This window comes from Sinosporangium siamense (assembly GCF_016863435.1).
Taxonomy (GTDB): domain Bacteria; phylum Actinomycetota; class Actinomycetes; order Streptosporangiales; family Streptosporangiaceae; genus Sinosporangium; species Sinosporangium siamense.
Genome location: NZ_BOOW01000018.1, coordinates 70370 through 88766 on the forward strand (window position 1 = coordinate 70370; position 18397 = coordinate 88766).

At 68.2% G+C, this 18397-nt stretch carries 14 protein-coding genes; 6 read left to right on the plus strand and 8 right to left on the minus strand.

Annotated features, from left to right (window positions below):
* Positions 1-107: 107 nt before the first annotated feature.
* From Ssi02_RS13665 to Ssi02_RS13675, 3 genes are all read right to left on the minus strand, one after another.
* Positions 108-965 carry a putative endonuclease domain-containing protein gene (locus tag Ssi02_RS13665; RefSeq protein WP_204025479.1) on the minus strand — a complete coding sequence of 286 codons (858 nt, stop codon included), beginning with the start codon at positions 963-965 and terminating at the stop codon, positions 108-110.
* A gap of 461 nt (positions 966-1426) precedes the next feature.
* Positions 1427-2611, minus strand: coding sequence for a cytochrome P450 (locus Ssi02_RS13670; protein WP_204025481.1), 1185 nt, complete (start codon positions 2609-2611; stop codon positions 1427-1429).
* A 6-nt stretch (positions 2612-2617) separates the two neighbouring features.
* A complete protein-coding gene (locus Ssi02_RS13675) occupies positions 2618-3070 on the minus strand; it encodes a cytochrome P450 (protein ID WP_204025483.1) in 453 nt (150 codons plus the stop codon).
* 463 nt (positions 3071-3533) lie between these two features.
* On the opposite strand from Ssi02_RS13675, the gene Ssi02_RS13680 reads away from it, so the two are divergent.
* Positions 3534-4496, plus strand: a complete 963-nt coding sequence (locus Ssi02_RS13680) for a DUF2332 domain-containing protein (protein WP_239128892.1) — start codon at positions 3534-3536, stop codon at positions 4494-4496.
* A 9-nt stretch (positions 4497-4505) separates the two neighbouring features.
* Here the strand turns inward: Ssi02_RS13680 and Ssi02_RS13685 are convergent, their stop codons facing one another.
* On the minus strand, positions 4506-5105 hold the full coding sequence (locus Ssi02_RS13685; RefSeq protein ID WP_373870140.1) for a TetR family transcriptional regulator: 600 nt from the start codon (positions 5103-5105) through the stop codon (positions 4506-4508).
* A 312-nt stretch (positions 5106-5417) separates the two neighbouring features.
* The gene (locus tag Ssi02_RS13690) at positions 5418-6953 is read right to left on the minus strand and encodes an RNA polymerase sigma factor (RefSeq protein WP_204025489.1); all 1536 of its coding nucleotides are present in this window, start codon (positions 6951-6953) and stop codon (positions 5418-5420) included.
* A 311-nt stretch (positions 6954-7264) separates the two neighbouring features.
* Here Ssi02_RS13690 and Ssi02_RS13695 point away from each other — a divergent pair, with 311 nt between their 5' ends.
* From Ssi02_RS13695 to Ssi02_RS13715, 5 genes are all read left to right on the plus strand, one after another.
* Positions 7265-8389: an ABC transporter ATP-binding protein gene (locus Ssi02_RS13695; RefSeq protein WP_204025491.1), complete on the plus strand. Its 1125-nt coding sequence runs from the start codon at positions 7265-7267 to the stop codon at positions 8387-8389.
* Positions 8382-9044: an ABC transporter permease gene (locus tag Ssi02_RS13700; protein ID WP_204025493.1), complete on the plus strand. Its 663-nt coding sequence runs from the start codon at positions 8382-8384 to the stop codon at positions 9042-9044. The genes Ssi02_RS13695 and Ssi02_RS13700 overlap by 8 nt, the downstream gene beginning before the upstream one ends.
* A complete protein-coding gene (locus Ssi02_RS13705; RefSeq protein ID WP_204025495.1) occupies positions 9041-9712 on the plus strand; it encodes an ABC transporter permease in 672 nt (223 codons plus the stop codon). The genes Ssi02_RS13700 and Ssi02_RS13705 overlap by 4 nt, the downstream gene beginning before the upstream one ends.
* Positions 9713-9751: 39 nt before the next feature.
* Entirely contained in the window at positions 9752-10672 is a 921-nt protein-coding gene (locus Ssi02_RS13710) for an ABC transporter substrate-binding protein (protein WP_204025497.1), read from the plus strand.
* A 287-nt stretch (positions 10673-10959) separates the two neighbouring features.
* Positions 10960-11436, plus strand: a complete 477-nt coding sequence (locus tag Ssi02_RS13715; protein WP_204025499.1) for a flavin reductase family protein — start codon at positions 10960-10962, stop codon at positions 11434-11436.
* A gap of 159 nt (positions 11437-11595) precedes the next feature.
* Here Ssi02_RS13715 and sppA read toward each other — a convergent pair whose 3' ends face one another.
* From sppA to glgB, 3 genes are all read right to left on the minus strand, one after another.
* On the minus strand, positions 11596-13293 hold the full coding sequence (gene sppA / locus Ssi02_RS13720; RefSeq protein ID WP_204025501.1) for a signal peptide peptidase SppA: 1698 nt from the start codon (positions 13291-13293) through the stop codon (positions 11596-11598).
* Between the two features lie 152 nt (positions 13294-13445).
* Positions 13446-15416, minus strand: coding sequence for a S8 family peptidase (locus Ssi02_RS13725; protein ID WP_204025503.1), 1971 nt, complete (start codon positions 15414-15416; stop codon positions 13446-13448).
* A gap of 798 nt (positions 15417-16214) precedes the next feature.
* Positions 16215-18395, minus strand: coding sequence for a 1,4-alpha-glucan branching protein GlgB (gene glgB / locus Ssi02_RS13730; protein WP_204025505.1), 2181 nt, complete (start codon positions 18393-18395; stop codon positions 16215-16217).
* Positions 18396-18397 lie beyond the last annotated feature (2 nt).

Genomic DNA, 18397 nt, shown 5'->3' on the forward strand with positions numbered 1-18397 from the left:
CCCGAGCCATGTGGGTGGGCTTGGAACCGATGTCCTGTCCGCGCGGAACCGCTGCGCCGCGGCCGGTCCGCAGAGGAGGCCGCAGCGCAGGTTGGTGCGAGAGGCCCTCATCTTCGGAGGAAGGGGCGGCGGAGGGTGCGGATGTGGGCGAGGATTCGGGTCATTTCTTCTTGAGAGGGGTGCCAGCCGCGTTCGAGGAGGGCGTTGACGATGTCGGTGAGGAATTCGGCGGTGTGGGCAGGGATCACGTCGGCGCGGACGGGGACTACGTGCCAGCCGAGCTCGCGTAGCTCATAGCGGCGGCGTTCGTCGGCGAATCTGTCTCGATCGGATGTGTGGCGGGTGTGGCCGTCGTATTCGGCTGCGACCTTGAAGTCCTCCCAGGCCAGGTCGAGGCGGGCGGTCCGGCCGCCGCTCAGGGGGATCGTGAACTGGCTCGTGGGGCGGGGGAGGCGGGCGTCGAGGACGATCACGCGCACCCAGCTTTCGCGGGGGGAGCCTGCTCGGGGGTCGGTCAAGGCGAGCATCTCGCGCACGCGGCGTCCGCCGGGGGCGCCGTAGATCAGGGAGGCTCTTCGCCTGAGTGCGTCGGGGTGGACGCCGCGGCGGAGGGCCTGGTCGAGGATCGCCACGGCTTCGAGGCGGGGGAGCCAGCGGGCGCAGTCGAGGGCGGTGCGGTCCAGGGTGGTCACGAGGAACTCGCGGTGCAGCGTGATGTCGCCGACGGGACGCACCGAGGGCGACACCGCGCAACCGGCGATGCCCGGGTCGGTGTTTGTCGCCACTTCGATGGGCCATGAGGTGGCGGCGCCGCGCATCACCTGGCCGCGCAGGCCCCAGGTGTGGGCTGCCGTCCGGCGGCAGAGGACCGCCGAGGGGACGGCGTCGAGCAGCAGCCTGACCCGCGAAAGATAGGTCGTTGAGGCATCGCTCTGGTCGGTGGACCGGACCGTGAGTTCGTTCATGCGGGACAGGATGCAGACTCCCGCCCGCCGCCGCGCCGCCGAGCGAACCATCTGTGGACAGCGCCATCAGCGCCTACTTGCTTGTGGATAACTCCCTCGGCGGGCGGGCCGATCCCCGCTGGCAACGGTCGGAGATGAACACCCCGCCCCGGCGAGCAGGCCGTCGGGGCTATGACTCATTCGCCCTGTGGTGGGCGCAGCACGGTGATTCCCCAACCTTGTTGGTGGTTGGGAGGGATCGGGGGTGGCCCGCTCGTCCGGTCAGTGGGGGGTGTTGAGGTTCATCGCTCTTGTTGGGTGCGGCCCCTTCATCCGGTTGGTAGTGGTGAGTGGGGTCTCATCCTGTGGCGAGGGCAGTGCTGTGGTTCGTCGCACCGGTCTTCGGCGGTGGTTGAGGCATTACCTGCTCGCTCGTGGATAACTCCCTCGGCGGGCGGGCCGATCCCCGCTCAGCAGGGCGGTTACAGGGTTACCGGGAGTTTGGTTATGCCGTTGAAGAAGTTGGAGCGGAGGCGGGTGACGGGGCCGGCCTGTTGGATGGTGGGGAAGCGGCGGGCCAGGTGTTCGAAGAGGATGCGGAGTTCGAGGCGGGCTAAGTGGCTGCCCAGGCAGAAGTGGGCTCCGCCGCCGCCGTAGGCGAGGTGGGGGTTGGGGGAGCGGGTGATGTCGAAGAGGTCGGGGGAGTCGAAGACGTCCTCGTCCCTGTTGGCCGAGGCGTAGAAGAGCACGACCTTGTCGTTTTCGCGGATGGTCTGGCCGCGTAGTTCGACGGTGGTGGTGGCCGTGCGGCGGAAGAGGTTGATGGGGGTGACCCAGCGGGCGATCTCGTCGGCGGCGGTGTGGGAGAGGGCGGGGTCGGCGGTGAGCCGTTCCCATTGGCCGGGGTTTTCGAAGAAGGCGAGCATGCCGCCGGAGGCGGCGTTGCGGGTGGTTTCGTTGCCGCCGACCACGAGGAGGAGAACGAAGAGGTTGAACTCGTGGTCGGTGAGGAAGTCCCCGTTGCCGTCGGGTCGCAGGAGCTGGGTGACGATGTCGTCGCGGGGGTCTTCGCGTCGCCGGGCGGCGAGTTCGCCTGCGTATTTGTGGAGTTCGAGTGCGGCGAGCGGGCCCTCGTCGGCGTCGTCGGTGCTGACGAGGCGGTTGGACCACGCGAACAGTTTGTCGCGGTCTTCCAGGGGGGCGCCGAGGAGTTCGCAGATGACGTGGAGGGGGAGTTGGGCGGCGATGTCGCGGACGAAGTCGACCTGAGGAAGTGTGGCCGCCTCGTCCAGGAGTTTGTCGGCGATTTCCCTGATGCGTTCTTCCAGAGTGCCGATGGTGCGGGGGGTGAAACCCCGGTTGACCAGGGCGCGCCGCCGGGTGTGTTCGGGGGGATCCTGGTTGAGCATCATGAGCCGCTGAAGGGATTTGACCTCTTCGGAGGACTCGTCGAAGAGTGCGAGTTCCCGGTAGGAGGAGAAAAGGTCGGAGCGCCGGGAAACATGCACGACGTCTTCGTGTTTAGTGACGGCCCAAAAACCGGGCCAGCCCAGCTCTTCGTCCCCGTCGTGCCAGTACAGCGGTGAGTTGGCGCGGAGGAGGCGTAGTTGTTCGTGGGGTACGCCGTGGCGGGCGTAATAGTCGTGGTCGACGAGGTCGACGTCCAACCAGAATCACCTCGCGGAAAAACTCACAGACATCTCTTTGATGCCGTTGATGAAATTTGACCTCAGACGGCGGACATTACCTGCGAGGGAGATATCCGGCAAGCGCCTGGCAATCATCCCAAAGAGGATGCGGAACTCCATCCGAGCAAGATGGGCACCAAGGCAGAAATGTGGCCATTCGCCACCGTAGCCGAGACGCGGGTTTGGGTCCCGGCCGATGTCGAACACGTCAGGCGAGTGGAAGACCTCCTCGTCCCGGTCGGCCGACGGATACCAGACCATGATTTTGTCGCCTCGCCGTACCCGCCGGTCGCCGATGGTGGTGTCCTGGGTGGCGGGGCGGCGGAAATGCATCACCGGAGAGGCCCGTCGCACGATCTCCTCGGCGGCTGCCGTGATGAGCGCGGGGGCGCCGAGCAGCCTGCGCCACTGATCGGGGTCGCCGAAGAATGCCTTCATGCCGTGGGCGGCGGCGTTGCCTGCCGTCTCGTTGCCCGCGATAGCGAGTCGGTCCAGTTGCCGTCTTGCCGGGGGGTGCTCGCCGTCTCCCCGCGCGGGGGTGATTTTCTACCTGATATGGGGAGGTTTGGAGTTATAGGGAGGTGTGTCGAGTGGATGCCGCCAGGGGAACGAAGCCGGCGGGTGACGTGACCACCCGCCCGCGGGAAGGCCCGGCCGGGCTGCTCCGCGGACTGCTCCCCGGTCGAAGACAGCCTCTCGCGCATTCCCGCGGAACCTAGCCCCGCGGCGCAGGTCCACCACCCCGCAGGCGGCGGCGTAGCCCCTGACACCCGGACATCCCGCGTCGGACCCCGTGCAAGCCCGGCATCACCCAGGCGGGATTCCGAAGCACCCTGAGCCGAACCCCAGCTTGAAACTTGTTCTAATTTTCCATGGAAAGAGGCGGAAGCATATGGGCAACATGGAAGCGACCGCTGAGGAATATCGCCGTTTCGGGGAAGTGCACGTGAGAGGCTCCTCCGCGCTGTATGAACGGCTGGCCCTCGGGGTGGCGGGCGACGAGCAGATGCTGGAGTTGCTCGTCACCCTGCCGAAAGAGAAGCGCCAGCCGAACCTGCTCTTCGGTGCCGTGCGCTACCTGCGCGGCACGACACCCGAATATCCGGACTTCCGGGCCTACGTTCTCAGCGAGCGCGAACTGGTGGCCAGGACGATGATGAGCCACCGCACCCAGACCAACGAACCGGCCCGCTGCGCCGCGCTGCTCGCTGTCATGGCCGGTCTGCCCGGCCCGTTCGCCCTGCTGGAGGTGGGCGCGTCGGCGGGATTGTGCCTGCTGCCCGACCGCTACGCCTACGACTACGACGGGCACAGGATCGGCCCGCCCGGCGCGCGGCCGACGATCAGGTGTGCGGTGACCGGCCGTCCGCGGCTTCCGCCGCATGTGCCGGAGGTGGTGTGGCGGGCGGGCATCGACCTCAACCCCCTGGACGTCAACGACGACGACGAGGTGCGCTGGCTTGAGGCGCTCGTCTGGCCCGAGCACGACGAGCGGCGCACCCGGCTGCGGGCGGCGCTGGAGGTCGCCCGCGCGGACCCGCCGAGGGTGGTGTCCGGCGACCTCAACACCATGCTCGACAAGCTCGCCGCCGAGGTGCCGCAGGGCGCGACGCTTGTCGTCTATCACTCGGCGGTGCTGATGTATCTTTCGCCGGTCGACCGCAACCGTTTCGCCGACCAGGTCATGGGCCTGCCGGGGCACTGGATCGCCCAAGAGGATCCGTCGGTGCTGTCAGGGCTCGTGCGCCGGATGCCCGCGAGGCCGGAGAACAGGCGCAGCCCGTTTCTCGTGGCGCTGGACGGCGAGCCGGTCGCCTTCGCCGGCTCCCACGGGGGCTGGATCGAATGGCTCGACGAGAGCTGAGGGGGCGGGTCAGGGGCGGAGGTCGGCCAGCAGGCGGCCCGCCGCGATCTCGATGCGCCGCTGGACCTGCTCATATGTCCTGCGGCCGCGGAGCATCTCCAGCAGTTCGTAAACCCACACGCTGGCGAGTGAGCCCGCCACGGCCCACTGCTCCTCGGTGGCCTGCTCGGCGGTGAGGCCGCCGGCGGCGACGCGGAGGAGCAGCTCGGTCATGCGGTCGCCGAAGGGGGTCACGACCTCGGCCATGATGATGGAGCGGATGAGGGCGTCGGCGAGCTCGGGCTCGCGCATGAGGCCGCGTGTGGCCCGCATCAGCACGTCGACGGCCCGCCCCGCGGGGGTGGTCGCGCTCAGCGGGCGGCGCTCGATGCTCTGCTCAAGCAGGTCGATCTCCTCGCCGACGACGGCGACCACGAGATCCATCTTGGACGGGAAATAGCGGTAAAGCGTGCCGAGAGCGACCCCGGCGCGCTCGGCGACGGTGCGCATCTGCATCGCCTCGACCCCGCCTCGGGAGGCCAGGGCGGCCGCGGCCTGGATGATGCGTTTGCGGCGCTGGTGCTGGCTGCGGGTGCGCACACCCACGCCGCCTGTGCGTGAGCTCTCCACGTGGGCCACCTCTGGGTCATCGGGCAACGCGGTGGAGGACGGAGCCCTGGAGCCGGAGGCCGGCAGGCCCTTCGGCTCCGTGGTCGTCACATGCGATATCCGCATGAGAACACGTTATCCCAATCTTGAGTGGCAGCGCTTGTTACCGGCGAGTCACAAAGAATTCGAGTACGCCCATGTCTGCAGGATGAACCCGATATGGCGCCGCGGGTAAATCGCGAAACCGGCAGGAGGCAAAATAGAACCCGTTTCATTAACGCGGGGGTTCGGGAGCGTGCGTGACGGAGCCCGCGGACGCGGCGGCGAGCCCCCTTACGGGTTGACGATCATAGGGACGGAGAAGAAGACGAGCAGCGCGATGGCGATGCAGATGACGAAGCCGACGAGCTCCCACACCCAGTCGAAGTGGTGCTCACGCGCCTTGACGGGCTTGTCGTCCCGCCGACGCCGCGACGTCCTCGCGGGCAGCCACGCCTCATCCTCGAAGGCGGGCAACTCCGGCAGCCGCTCGGGCTCGGCGACCGGCTCGGCCGCCGCCGTTGTCTCCTCGGAGGAGGGTACGGCAGGAGCCTGCTTTTCGTCCTCCACCGGCTCGGCCGGGATCCGGGCGTCGCGTTCGTCCGGGGGAAGGAAGTAGACGGGGGGCGTGGACGCCTGCCGGGGAGCGGGCGTGAACAGGCTGCCGGGAACCTCGTCCGGCCCGTGCCGATCGCGCGCCTCGGCGCCGGGGGCCAGGGCGTCCAGCACGTCCGCGCGGATGGGGATGTCGGGCGCGCCGATCGCCCCGGTGGGGATGGCGAGGCCGGGCGGGTCGAGGACGTCGGCGGGCACGGGGGCCGACAACACCAGCGGGCGGTGGACCGGGGGCGGGGGCGCGGCCTCCCCGGGTGCCCTGGGTGAGGGAACAGGCTCCCCGGGCAGGGAACCGGCCTCCTCCGGCCGGAGAGCGGCCTCCACAGGTGGGGAAACGGACTCCTCGGGCAGGGAAACGTCGGGAGCCGCGCGCCGGGGGCGGTAGGCGCCCGGGGCGGGCTCCTCGCGGAAACGCGGCATCGGCTCGGTCGAGGCGTCGTGCCGCAGGGCGCGCCCGAACGGCGTCGGCAGCAGGAAGTCGGCGGGGAACAACGAGGTGCTGGTCGCGGGGTCGTTGTCGCTCAGCGGGAGCGGCCAGGTCGCCGTGGTCGGCCAGAGTGACTTCACATAGAGGGGGTGGGCCTGCGCGGCATGTGCCGTACTCGCCTCGGGGGCGCCGACGGCGTGCAGCAGCTGGGCGCGCAAGTGCCACGGCGGAGCGGTCCAATGGAGGCACGCGAGAACGTCGCGGATGGAGGCGACACTCAGCGCTCCGTATATTTCCGACACCCGGTCCGGGAGCCGGGGCGACAACCGTAGCGAGGCCAGTGCATAGGTGATCGACTGGGTAAAACTGTGGCAGGCGCTGATCGTGAGTTCGTCGGCGGTGTCGGAGGCCACGTCGAGCACCCAGGCGAGTTCGCCCGTGGTGAGCCCGCACACGATCGTCAGCAGCAGCACCTCGCGCTGGTGCGGCCGGAGTTCGGCGAGGGTGCGCCGGACGAGTGCCGTCGCGGGGTCGGCCAGCGGGTCGGCCGATGACGGCGCGTGCACGACGTCGCGCCGGAAGATCTCGCGCCGGGCCGCGGCGTACAGCGCGGCACGCGGGGGTTCCACCGGAGGGGCCGTGCTGAGGACGCCGAGGAAGGCGCTTGCCGCCGTGTCCGGATCGCCGAGCTGGTCGAGGCAGTAGGCGAACAGTCCGGTTCCGTGCCGGTCGTAGAGCTCGGCGACAAGGTCGCCATATGGTCGCCGACCGGTAAGCGGATGGGCCACCGAAACCTCCGGAGCGGGCGGAACGTGCGTGGTGCCGTGGGGCGGATGTGGTGAGAGCGCCGGAACGTAAGTCAGGCAACCTGGGGTAATCATGCCAAGTCAAGAGGGTTCTCGCACCTACGGATACCCATTTGATAAGAAGTCCGACTAAGTGATCATTCGAATCTTCTGGGAAGTGACATATATCCCAATGGTCCGCTGGCCAGGGTGGGGATCTCCGCACTTGGGCAGCGATGTCCCGTAAGGTGAGGTAAACGTGGCGGTCGTGGCACGGGGCTGCGGCTTCGGGCTGAGGGGCACAAGGTCGCACCGTGATCACATTTGAGGGCGTCACTAAACGTTACGCCGACGGGACAATCGCTGTAAACGATCTCCATCTTGAGGTGCCCACAGCGGAGATAACCGTCCTGGTGGGACCTTCCGGATGCGGGAAGACCACGTCGCTGCGCATGATCAACCGGATGATCGACGCCACCGAGGGTAAGATTCTTCTGGACGGCGTCGACGTGCGCACCATAGACCCGCCCACGCTGCGGCGTGGCATCGGATATGTCATCCAGCAGGCCGGTCTCTTCCCCCACCGGAAGATCGTCGACAACGTGGCGACCGTCCCCTATCTCCTCGGCTGGGACAAGTCCAAGGCCCGCGCCCGCGCCATGGAGCTGCTTGAGCGCGTCGGCCTCGACACCGCCCTCGCCGAGCGCTATCCCTTCCAGCTTTCCGGCGGCCAGCAGCAGCGTGTCGGAGTGGCGCGTGCCCTGGCCGCCGATCCGCCGGTGCTCCTGATGGACGAGCCGTTCAGCGCGGTCGACCCGATCGTGCGCACCAGCCTCCAGGACGAGTTGCTCCGGCTCCAGAGCGACCTCCACAAGACCATCGTGTTCGTCACCCACGACATCGACGAGGCGGTCAAACTCGGCGACCGGGTGGCCGTTCTCCGCGTAGGCGGCACACTCGCCCAGGTCGCCGACCCCGCGACCCTGCTCTCCGCGCCCGCCGACGACTTCGTCCGCGAGTTCCTCGGGCGTGACCGGGGCATCCGCCGCCTGTCGTTCGTCCCCGCCGACCTGCCGCTCCGCACCGACCTCACGGTGCCGGACGACGCGGACATATCGAAGGTGGCCGGCGTCGCCGCGGCCTCGGGGCTGACCTGGCTGGCGGTCGTCGACTCCGGCGGCAGGCCGAGCGGCTGGGTCAACGCGGCCGACCTGCCTTTGTCGGGCACGGTGGCCGATTTGCGGCTCATGCCGTACGGCACGTTTGTGGCGGGACGCGACTCGCTCCGCTCGGCGCTGGACGCCGCGCTGCTCGCACCCTCCGGGGGCGCCATCGCGGTCGACGACGAGGGCCGGGTGACCGGCGTGGCCACCGCAGGCGCGCTCGCGGCGGCGACCTCCGGGATCGCGGCGGAGGGGGTGGGCACCGGCCGTGGATGAGGAGCCGTTGATCCGCTGGGACTGGATCGGGCGCAACCTGCCGGAGATCCGGGAACTCCTTGGCGATCACATCGTCATGGCCTTACTGCCGATCCTGCTCGGCCTGCTGATCGCGCTGCCACTGGGGCTCGCGAGCGTCCGCTGGCGCCGGCTCTACCAGCCGACCGTCGGAATCATGAACGTCGTCTACTCCCTGCCCTCCCTCGCCGTCTTCATCGTGCTCATCCCGATCACCGGGCTGGCCGAGCAGGCGACGGTGATCGTGCCGCTGACGTTCTACGCGCTGGCGGTCCTCATCCCCTCCGTGGTCGACGGCATCGCCTCCGTGCCCACCCATGTGCGCCAGTCGGCCGTGGCGATGGGCTTCGGGCCGATGCGGCGGCTCCTGCAGGTGGACCTGCCGATCGCCGTGCCCGTCGTGCTCGCCGGCGTGCGCGTGGCGACCGTCTCCAGCATCAGCCTCGTCAGCGTCGGCGCGCTGGTCGGGCGGGGCGGGCTCGGCTATCTGTTCATCGACGGGTGGCAGCGGCAGTTCCCTACGCCCATCGTGGTCGGCATCGTCTTGATCCTGCTGCTCGCGCTGGCCGCCGACGGCCTGCTCGTGGTCGCTCAGCGGCTGCTCACACCGTGGGCACGGGCGAGGAGTAGCGCGTGAACTGGCTGATCGAATTCTTCGGCGACCCGGACAACTGGTCGGGGTCGTCGGGCATCCCCTTCCGGCTGCTTGAGCACCTTGAGTTCTCCGCTCTCGCGCTTTTGGCCGCGGTGGTCATCGCCGTACCCCTCGGCCTGTGGATCGGGCACACCGGGCGGGGTGCTCTGTTTGTGGTCCTGTCGGCTAATGCGGCGCGGGCGTTGCCCACCCTTGGGCTGCTGGTGCTCATCGTCCTGCTGGTAGGGGTCGGCACAACTTTGCCGGTGCTGATCCCGCTCGTAGCGCTCGCGGTGCCACCGATCCTCGTCAACACCTATGAGGGCATCCGCGGGGTCGATCGCGATCTGCGGGACGCGGCGTACGGCATGGGCCTGCGCGGTGGCCAAGTGCTGCTGCGGGTGCTGGTGCCGGTCGCCCTGCCGTTGATCCTTTTGGGCATGCGCATCGCCGCCATCCAGGTGGTGGCGACCGCCACGGTGGCGGCTTACGTAGGCTTGGGCGGACTTGGGCGTTACATCATCGACGGACTCGCTACTAAGGACTTTGCCAGCACGATCGGGGGAGCCGTGCTGGTCGCGCTCCTCGCCCTCGCGGTGCAGACGGCGTTCACCCTGGTCAATCGGGTGGCGGTCTCACCCGGCGTGAGCCGGCGAGTGAAGGTCCGGTAATCTCCACATTACCTGGCGTTTTAGAAGGGAAATAGCACGATGAGACGAATGATCGGCGTGATGGCGCTCGCACTCGCCTCCGCGCTCACGCTGTCCGCGTGCGGCGGCGGAGACCCGCTCAACACCACACAGGCCACGCCGGAAGGCGGCGCCACCACACCCTCCGCGGGCAAGGTCGTCGTCGGATCGGCAAACTTCCCCGGCAGCGTGCTGCTCGGCTCGATCTACTCCCAGGCGTTGCAGGCCAAGGGGGTGCAGGTCGAGGAGAAGTTCAACATCGGCAGCCGCGAGATCTACTTCGACCAGGTGAAGAGCGGCGGGCTCACCGTCATGCCCGAATACATCGGGTCGGTGCTCGCGCACATCGACAAGACCGCCCCCACCGGGAGCAAAGAGCAGACCCTTGAGGCGCTCAAGTCGAAGCTCCCGGCCGAGATCGACGTCCTCGAACCCGCCGCGGCCGAGGACAACGACTCCCTCACCGTCACCAAGGCCACCGCCGACCAGCGGAAGCTTGTCAGCATCGAGGACCTCGCCAAGGTGGCGAAGGACTTGACCGTGGGCGGGCCGCCCGAGTTCAAGACCCGGCAGGAGCAGCGGCTCAAGGACGTGTACGGCCTTGAGTTCAAAGAGTGGAAGCCGACCGGGGACACCACCGCCGACGCGCTGAAGAGCGACACGATCCAGGTCGGCAACGTCTTCACCGCCGACCCCAAACTCTCCGACGGCACCCTGGTGCCCCTTAAGGACACCAAGTTCGTCTTCGGCGCCAACAACATCGCGCCCCTGGTGAACAAGGCCGGCGTCGACGCCACCGCCACGGCCGCGCTCAACGCGGTCTCGGCCAAGCTCGACACCGCGTCCCTGCTCGCCATGATGAAGCGCGTCGCGACCGACAAGGCCGACCCGCCGGTGGTGGCGAAGGAGTGGCTGACCCAGAACGGGCTCCTGGGCTCCTGACCGGCCTTTCAGGCCGCGGGCGCCGTGGTCCGTCGACGGCGATCTGCACGATGGGTAGGCGTACGGCGTGAGCCTCGACGCCTGACGGAGACCTGGCTGACGTGGTGGCCGCCGAGCCGGTGGCCACCAGGTGCCTTCCCGGTGAGTTCCCGTGGTTCCCTCCGATCGGGTGGACCGGAGCGTAGGCGTTGGGGCCGATAGCCTCTCCTCCGGACACGTCGGATGTCGGCGTGGCCGGGGGTGCGTGCGTGGTCGCGAGGGAAACGAGCCGGATGACGGGAGTGCGGATGAGTGAGTTCACCGAGGCGATGGCCCAATTGGCCGCCGGTGTCGCCGTGGTGGCCGTCCGCGAAGACCGCGATGACGTGGGCACCACGGTCACGGCGCTCATGTCGGTCTCCCTGGACCCGCCGTTGGTGCTCGTGAGCCTGTCCTCGGAGAGCTATCTCACCGAGATGCTGCTCCGGCGCGACACCTGGGCGGCGACCCTGCTGTCGGCGGACCAGACCGCCGTCGCGAGCCGGTTCGCCACCCCGGGGAGGCCCAGCGCCAGGCTGCTCGTGGCGGGCACTCCGCACCACCGGGGTTCCCGGAGTGAGGCTCTGATCATCGAGGGTGGTGTCGCCGCCATCGAGGCGGAGACCACACGAGTGCTGCCCGCCGGGGACCACACGCTGTTCCTCGCCAAAGTGCTCGCGATCGACTACGTCGACGCCGCGGTCCAGCCTCTCGTACGGCTGCGCGGACGTTATCGGCCGGTTTAGAGAGCCGGCCAATCGTTGTCCCCGGGCCTGGATCGGCCTGGCTCTGCCGTACCGGACTGTCAACCCGGCTGAACGGGCCCTGGGCCGGTGGGTGAAAGACACCGGCTCGCCTCCCGGGGGGCCGGGCGCGAGCCGTACGTGCCTATGGTCGCCGGTGGGTCAGCGGATGATCCACTGCCCGGGAAGGACGAGAGGGCCGGTGGCCGGGAGACCGAGCTCGGCGGCGAGGCGGTTGAGGGGGCCCCAGGCTTCGAGGCGGAGGCCGGCGGTGGCGGCGGCCTTGTCCTCGCTGGACTCCGGGGGGCGCAGCCGTTCGAGGGCGTTGGTCTTGGGGTAGGCGCGCACGGGGGAGTCGGCGGGGAGGCCGGCGCGGTCGCGGGCCGTGGCGAGGGCGTCCTCAAGGCCGCCGAGCTCGTCGACGAGGCCGTTCTCACGGGCGTCGGCGCCGGTCCACACGCGGCCCCTGGCGAGCTCGTGGGCCCGGTCGTAGTCGAGTTTCCTGCCCTCGGCGACCTTGGTCACGAAGTCCTTGTAGATCCGGTCGAGCCAGGCGTCGACGCGGCTCCACTGCTCGCCGGAGAAGGGGCGGCTGGGGAGGAACATCCCGGCGTTGGCCCCGACGTGGACCTGCTCGGAGGTGATGCCGAGCCGGTCGAGCAGTCCGCCGGTGACCATTTTGCCGCCGAGCACGCCGATGGAGCCGGTGAGCGTGCCGGGCTGGGCAATGATCGTGTCGGCGGCCATGGACACGAAGTAGCCGCCGGAGGCCGCGAGGTTGCCCATCGAGATGATGACTGGTTTGCCGGCTTTGCGGGTGAGCACGACTTCACGCCAGATCGCGTCGGAGGCGACGTAGGACCCGCCGGGGCTGTCGACGCGGAACACGACGGCCTTCACGCTGTCGTCGCGGCGCGCGGCCCGGAACGCCGCGCAGATGGTGTCGGACCCCATGGCCCCGCCGCCGGCGAGCGGGCCGCGTCCGCTGCGGCCGAGGCGGATGATGCCGTGGCCGTGGATCAGGGCGACGGCCTGCTCGCCCGGGTGGGGGAGCTTGATGCTCTTGATCGTCTTGTTGTACCTGGAGACGAACTGGAGGAGCGCGTCGTCACCGACGTCCCTCTTGACCTCGTCGTAGATCTCGTCGCGGTAGGCGAGGCGGTCGACCAGCCCGGCCTCGACGGCCTCGGCTCCGAGGAACGGTCCTTCGTCGATGAGTTCGCGCACCCGCTCGGGGGCGAGTTTGCGGCCTTCCGCGACGCCGGCCACGACCTGTTCGACGATCGACTCGACGAGGCGGGTCGTCATCTCCTGGTGTGCCTCGGTCATCTGGCTCTGGGTGAAGGTGTTGGCCGCGGTCTTGTATTCGTGCCGCTGCCCGACCTGGTAGTCAAGCCCGAGTTTGTCCAGTGTGCCCTTGGCGAAGCGCTGCTCCATGACGACGCCGGTGAGGCCGACGTCGCCGGACGGCTGGAGGTAGACCCGCTCAAACGCCGTGGCCAGGTAGTAGGGCACGGTGCCCGCGCCGAACTCGCCGAAGGTCTCGGCGTAGGCGATCGTCAGCTTGCCCGACGAGCGGAGCTGGATCACCGCCTGGCGTAGCTCCTGTACGGCGGCGAGCCCCAATGGCCCGCCGACCTTGACGATCAGCGCCTTGACCCGGGGATCCTGCCGCGCTCGCTTGAGCCCGCCCAGCACGTCGGCCAGGCGCGCCTTGCGCCGGGAGAGCAGGGCGTCCAGAGGGTCGGCGGGCGGGCCTTCCACCAGGCCCTCGGTGAGATCGAGCTCCAGCACAAGCGGTGCGGTGCGCCGCCGGCGGAAACGCTCCACGGTGTCGATGATCGTCTTGGTCGGGTCCATATCGCCACCCTAAGCGACGAGCGACAGTTAAGCGGGTCAAGTAGCACGTCATCGGCCACAACCGAAAAAGCCACAGGGACCAGGTGGAACTGCCCACCTGGTCCCTGCGCCGGTCAATGCAGACGGTCACCTGACGTGGTCAGGCGGCTACCCTACTTGTTCACGTTCTTACCGAGGAACGTGGCCGACTTGCGGAGCTGCGCGGCGGTGCTCGCGCCCTTGAGGCGGGCACGCTCGGCCGAGGCCAGCGCCTTGCTCAGCGTGGTCGAGCCGCTCACGCGGTCACCGGTCTCGTGCACGCCGTGGGCCCAGTTGAGCCAGGCGGCCAGCAGCTCACGGTCGAGCGCGGCCTTGGCCGAGGTGCTCGACGGCTTGAGCACGCGGTAGGCCCGCGACAGGGAGCCGGTCTTCACGACCTCGGTGAACACCTTGCTCTTGTGCTCGGCCAGCGTCAGGGAGCAGAGCAGCGTCCTGTCGGTGAAGGTGCGGGTGCCCTTGGCGAACTCCCGCGCCCAGGTGGCGGCGGTCAGCGGCTTGACGCCGTTGCCGCGCTTGCAGACGCTGGGGACCGGAGCCGGGTCGGTGCCGATGTGCTTCGGGCCCTCGCTGTAAGTCGGGCTCGGGGTGGGCGACGGGCTCGTGGTCGCGGTCGGCGTCGGAGAGGCCGTCGGGCTCTGCGTGGGCGAGCCGGTGGGCGAAGCGGTCGGGGAGCCGGTGGGTGAAGCGGTGGGAGAGCCGGTCGGAGAGGCCGTCGGGCTCGTGGTCGGCGACGGGCTCGGCTTGCTGTTGGGGATCGCCCGGGCGAGGTTGATGCGCGGAGTCCGGTAAGAGTCGTACCTGATGGTCTTGCCGGTGCTCTCCAGCTTCTGCAGAAGCTCGGCTGCGGAGGCGCCGGGATTGGCCTCCTTGAGCAGCGCGAACGCGCCGGCGACGTGCGGGGCGGCCATGGAGGTGCCGCCGAGGCCCTCCCAGGTGTTGTTCGGCACGGCGGACTGGATGTCCACACCGGGCGCGAACAGGTCGAGCTCGGAGCCCCGGTTGGAGAAGCCGGCGACCTCGTCGGCGTTGTTGGTGGCACCGACGGTGACGGCGGACGAGAGGCACGCGGGGAAGGAGACCTCGTCCGGTGAGTAAGAGTTGCCGGCCGCGACGACGGGCGCGGTGCCGAGCGTGAGGAGCTTGTTGAACGCCGCCTTCATCAGTTCGACGCCACCGAAGGTGTCGCACTGGGGGAATGTCTCGGGGCTGCCGAGGCTCATGTTCACCGCGGCGACCTTGCCGGATGCCGCGATCCCCGCCACGTAGTCAAGCGCGCGAAGCTGGTCGGACGTCCACGAACCCACACAGGCGGTCTGTCCGGCCGGGCAACCGGTCTCAAAGCGCGAGAACACCTGAACGGCGATGATCCCGGCACCGGGTGCCACTCCATTGCCGGGGGTGTTGCCCGCCGCGGGCTTCTTGCCCGCCGCGATGCCGGCCACGTGGCTGCCGTGATAGCAGATGTTCTCGCCGCCCGCGAGGCACTTGGGCGTCTCGGCGTCGGCAGCAGCCTCACCCTGCTGGGTTCCGGTGCCGTTGGGGCAGAGGGACGTCGAGCCCCGCTCCGCGTCGGTGCTGGAGAAGCACGCCTCCGCGACAATGCGTCCGGCGAAGAACGGGTGGTCGCGGTCGATGCCGGTGTCGAGGATGGCGACGTCATAGCCGGTGCCGGTCCAGCCGCGCTGCTGCACCTTGTCGCCGCCGATCACCTTGAGGCTGTTGGTCAGCGAAGGCTTGCTGATCTTGTCCTCGAAGATGTTGTCGACCCGGGCGTCCTTCTTCAGGTGCTCCAGGGTCTTCTTGTCGACCTCCATGACGAAGAACGTCCGCGACTGTGGCTGGGGCAGCACGTCGGTGGTGGCCGAGGCGCGCTCCGCGCTGGTGGCCACGCTCGGGACGTTCTGGTTCGGGTCGACCTGAACGATCGCGCGGACCTTCTCGCCGCTCTTGACGTCCTTGGCGAGTTCGGCCTCGACGGTCGGGGTGTCGGCGGGAGCCGCCGCTGTTGCGGTGGGAGCGGTGACCAGGCCGGCCGCAGCGGCGGCAAGCAGGGTCGAGCCCGCGATAAGAGACCGTAGTCTCACGATTCCTCCGGGAAAAGGGGTGAGGGGATCCGGCGGCACGGCGCTGAGCCGGCGTGCCGGTGGGTCGGGGGCGCTAGGTCATCCGGTCGGGAAGCTCGGCAGGTGGAAGGGCTCGGAGGTTGTCGGCATCCGGCTCGGCCTGCGGGAGGCTTCCGCCAGTGGATGAGTACGGCTTAGGCCACAGGTGCGCCCGCCGAGTCAGGGAGGAGCGCACTTGCGGCGAGTGGTGTCACGTGACGCACGCGGCTCCTGTGGGTCGTACATCAGGTAGCCCGGAAATGGAAATATCCGGATAGCCCGAAGTGTGCATTTCGAGGTGCATGAGTGTAGTGGGACTAATCTTAAGCTTGGGGGAATATGGGAGTTGTCTCGTAGTTTCCTGGGGAAGGCACTCTTTGTGTCCCTGTGAGCACCTCGTCGCTCTGCGATATCAATTAGCGAGCGACCTGCATGAATTCCCGGGGAAGAGACCCGCTTGTCAATGGATGGGCAAGCATTCCCGACGCCAAGCTGTTGCGAAAGGGAGGGCCCCCGCGTCTGGCAGGCGACGCGGGGGCCCGGGTGGGGGGTGGGGTAAATGGACTATGTCGGATGATTAATCCGTTTTGTGGGGTTGTGCCGGAAATGTTTGGCTGTGGGCGGGCCGTGCATCTCCGTCCCGCCACCGAGGGGTGGCGGGCAACTCATAGGAAAGTTTCCTATTAGTTGGGAAGAGCGTAAGAGCCGGGACCCGCGCCGGTCAACGGGGTTCTGTGGGGTTAATGTGCCTTTCAGGCTCCCTTAAGCCGGTCCGCGCTATCACTCCGAGGAAGGCTCGGGTCCAGCCCAGCGCAGCCACAGGGCGCCCAGCGGTGGCACCCGCAAACGTGCGGAGTATGGGAGAGCGTGACACTCTTCCTCCACCGCCTCAACGGTGCCGAAGTTTCCGATGCCGCTTCCCGCATAGTCATAGGCGTCGGTGTTGAGCACCTCATCCCAACGTCCCGGTTGCGGCAATCCCAGCCGATAGTCGTCGTATGGTGACCCGGCGAAGTTGACGATGCACGCCAGAATCGAATCACCCTCTCCGTAACGGAGAAACGACACCACGTTACCCGCCGCGTCGTCTGCGTCGATCCACCGGAATCCCTCGGGTACGAAGTCGCGCTGCCACAATTCCCGGCTTTCGCCGTACACGCGGTTGAGGTCGCGCACGAGTCGTTGGACGCCCTTGTGCACGTCGAAGTCGAGCACCCACCAATCGAGGCCCCGTTCTTCGGACCACTCCGAGCCCTGGCCGAACTCGTCGCCCATGAAGATGAGTTGTTTGCCGGGGTGTGCCCACATGAAGGCCAGGTATGCGCGCAATGTGGCGAATCGCTGCCATTCGTCCCCAGGCATCTTGCCGACGAGGGATCCCTTGCCGTGCACGACCTCGTCGTGAGAGAGGGGAAGGACGAAGTTCTCCGTGAAGGCATACATCAGGGAGAAGGTGATCAGATGGTGGTGATACTGCCGGAAAACCGGCTCATGCTTGAGGTAGGAGAGGGTGTCGTGCATCCAGCCCATGTTCCACTTGAAGCCGAACCCCAGGCCGCCCAGGTGCACGGGGCGTGACACACCCGGCCAGGCGGTCGACTCCTCGGCGATCGTCACGATGCCCGGTTCCTCGCGATAGCAGAGGGTGTTCAGCTCCTTGAGGAACTCGATCGCTTCGAGGTTCTCTCTGCCGCCGTAGATGTTTGGGGTCCATTCGCCATCTCGGCGTGAATAGTCCAGATAGAGCATCGAGGCGACCGCGTCCACTCGCAGCCCGTCGATGTGGAACTCCCGCAGCCAGTAGAGCGCGTTGACGACCAGGAAGTTGCGCACCTCCCGGCGGCCGAAGTCGAAGACATAGGTGCCCCAATCCGGATGCTCACCCTTTGACGGGTCGGCGTGCTCATAGAGCGGTGTGCCGTCGAACCGCGCCAGCGCCCAGTCGTCCATCGGGAAGTGCGCCGGCACCCAGTCGAGCAGCACCCCGATGCCCGCCCGGTGAAGTGCGTCTACGAGATGCCGGAAGTCGTCGGGTGTGCCGAACCGCGAGGTGGGCGCGTAATACGACGTCACCTGGTAGCCCCACGAGCCGCCGAACGGATGCTCCGACACCGGGAGGAACTCGACATGGGTGAAGCCCAGGTCCTTCACGTAGTCCACGAGCTCCACCGCCAACCGGCGATAGGACAGGCCCGGCCGCCACGACCCGAGGTGCACCTCGTAGACGCTCATGGGCTCGGTCAGTGGATCACGCGCCGCCCGCTCAGTCATCCACTCCGCGTCCTGCCACGAATAGCGGGAGGCGTCCACAATGGACGCGGTCGCGGGGGGAATCTCCGTACGGCGGGCCATCGGATCGGCCTTGACCCGCCACACGCCGTCCACCCCGAGGATGGCGAACTTGTAGCGTTCCCCCTCTTTGATCCCGGGCAGGAACAGCTCCCAGACCCCCGAACGCCCCAGCGAACGCATCGGATATCCGGTGCCGTCCCACCGGTTGAAATCCCCCACGACCCTCACGCCTCGGGCATTCGGCGCCCACACCGCGAAAGCCGTACCCTCCACGTCCTCATGCCGCAGCACCCGCGCCCCGAGCACCTCCCACAGCCGCTCGTGCCGCCCCTCCCCGATCAGGTGCAGATCCACCTCGCCCAGCGTCGGCCAGTGCCGGTAGGGATCACCCGCTTCGTACGGCTCAAGCCCGGTGTAACTCACCCGCAGGGAGTAGGCCGGGGCCTTGTCCAGACCGGGCAACGTCACCTCGAACACCCCGTGGGCCACATGCTCCATGACGTGGGCGGTGCCGTCCACCAGGACCTCCACCCGCTCCGCGAGCGGACGGAGGGCTCGGATCGTCACCCCGCGCGGCCCCGGATGGGCGCCGAGGATCGAATGGGGGTCGTGGTGTGCGCCCCCGGCGAGTCTGTCGAGTTCAGGGTTCAGCAGGTGCTCCTCGGACATGT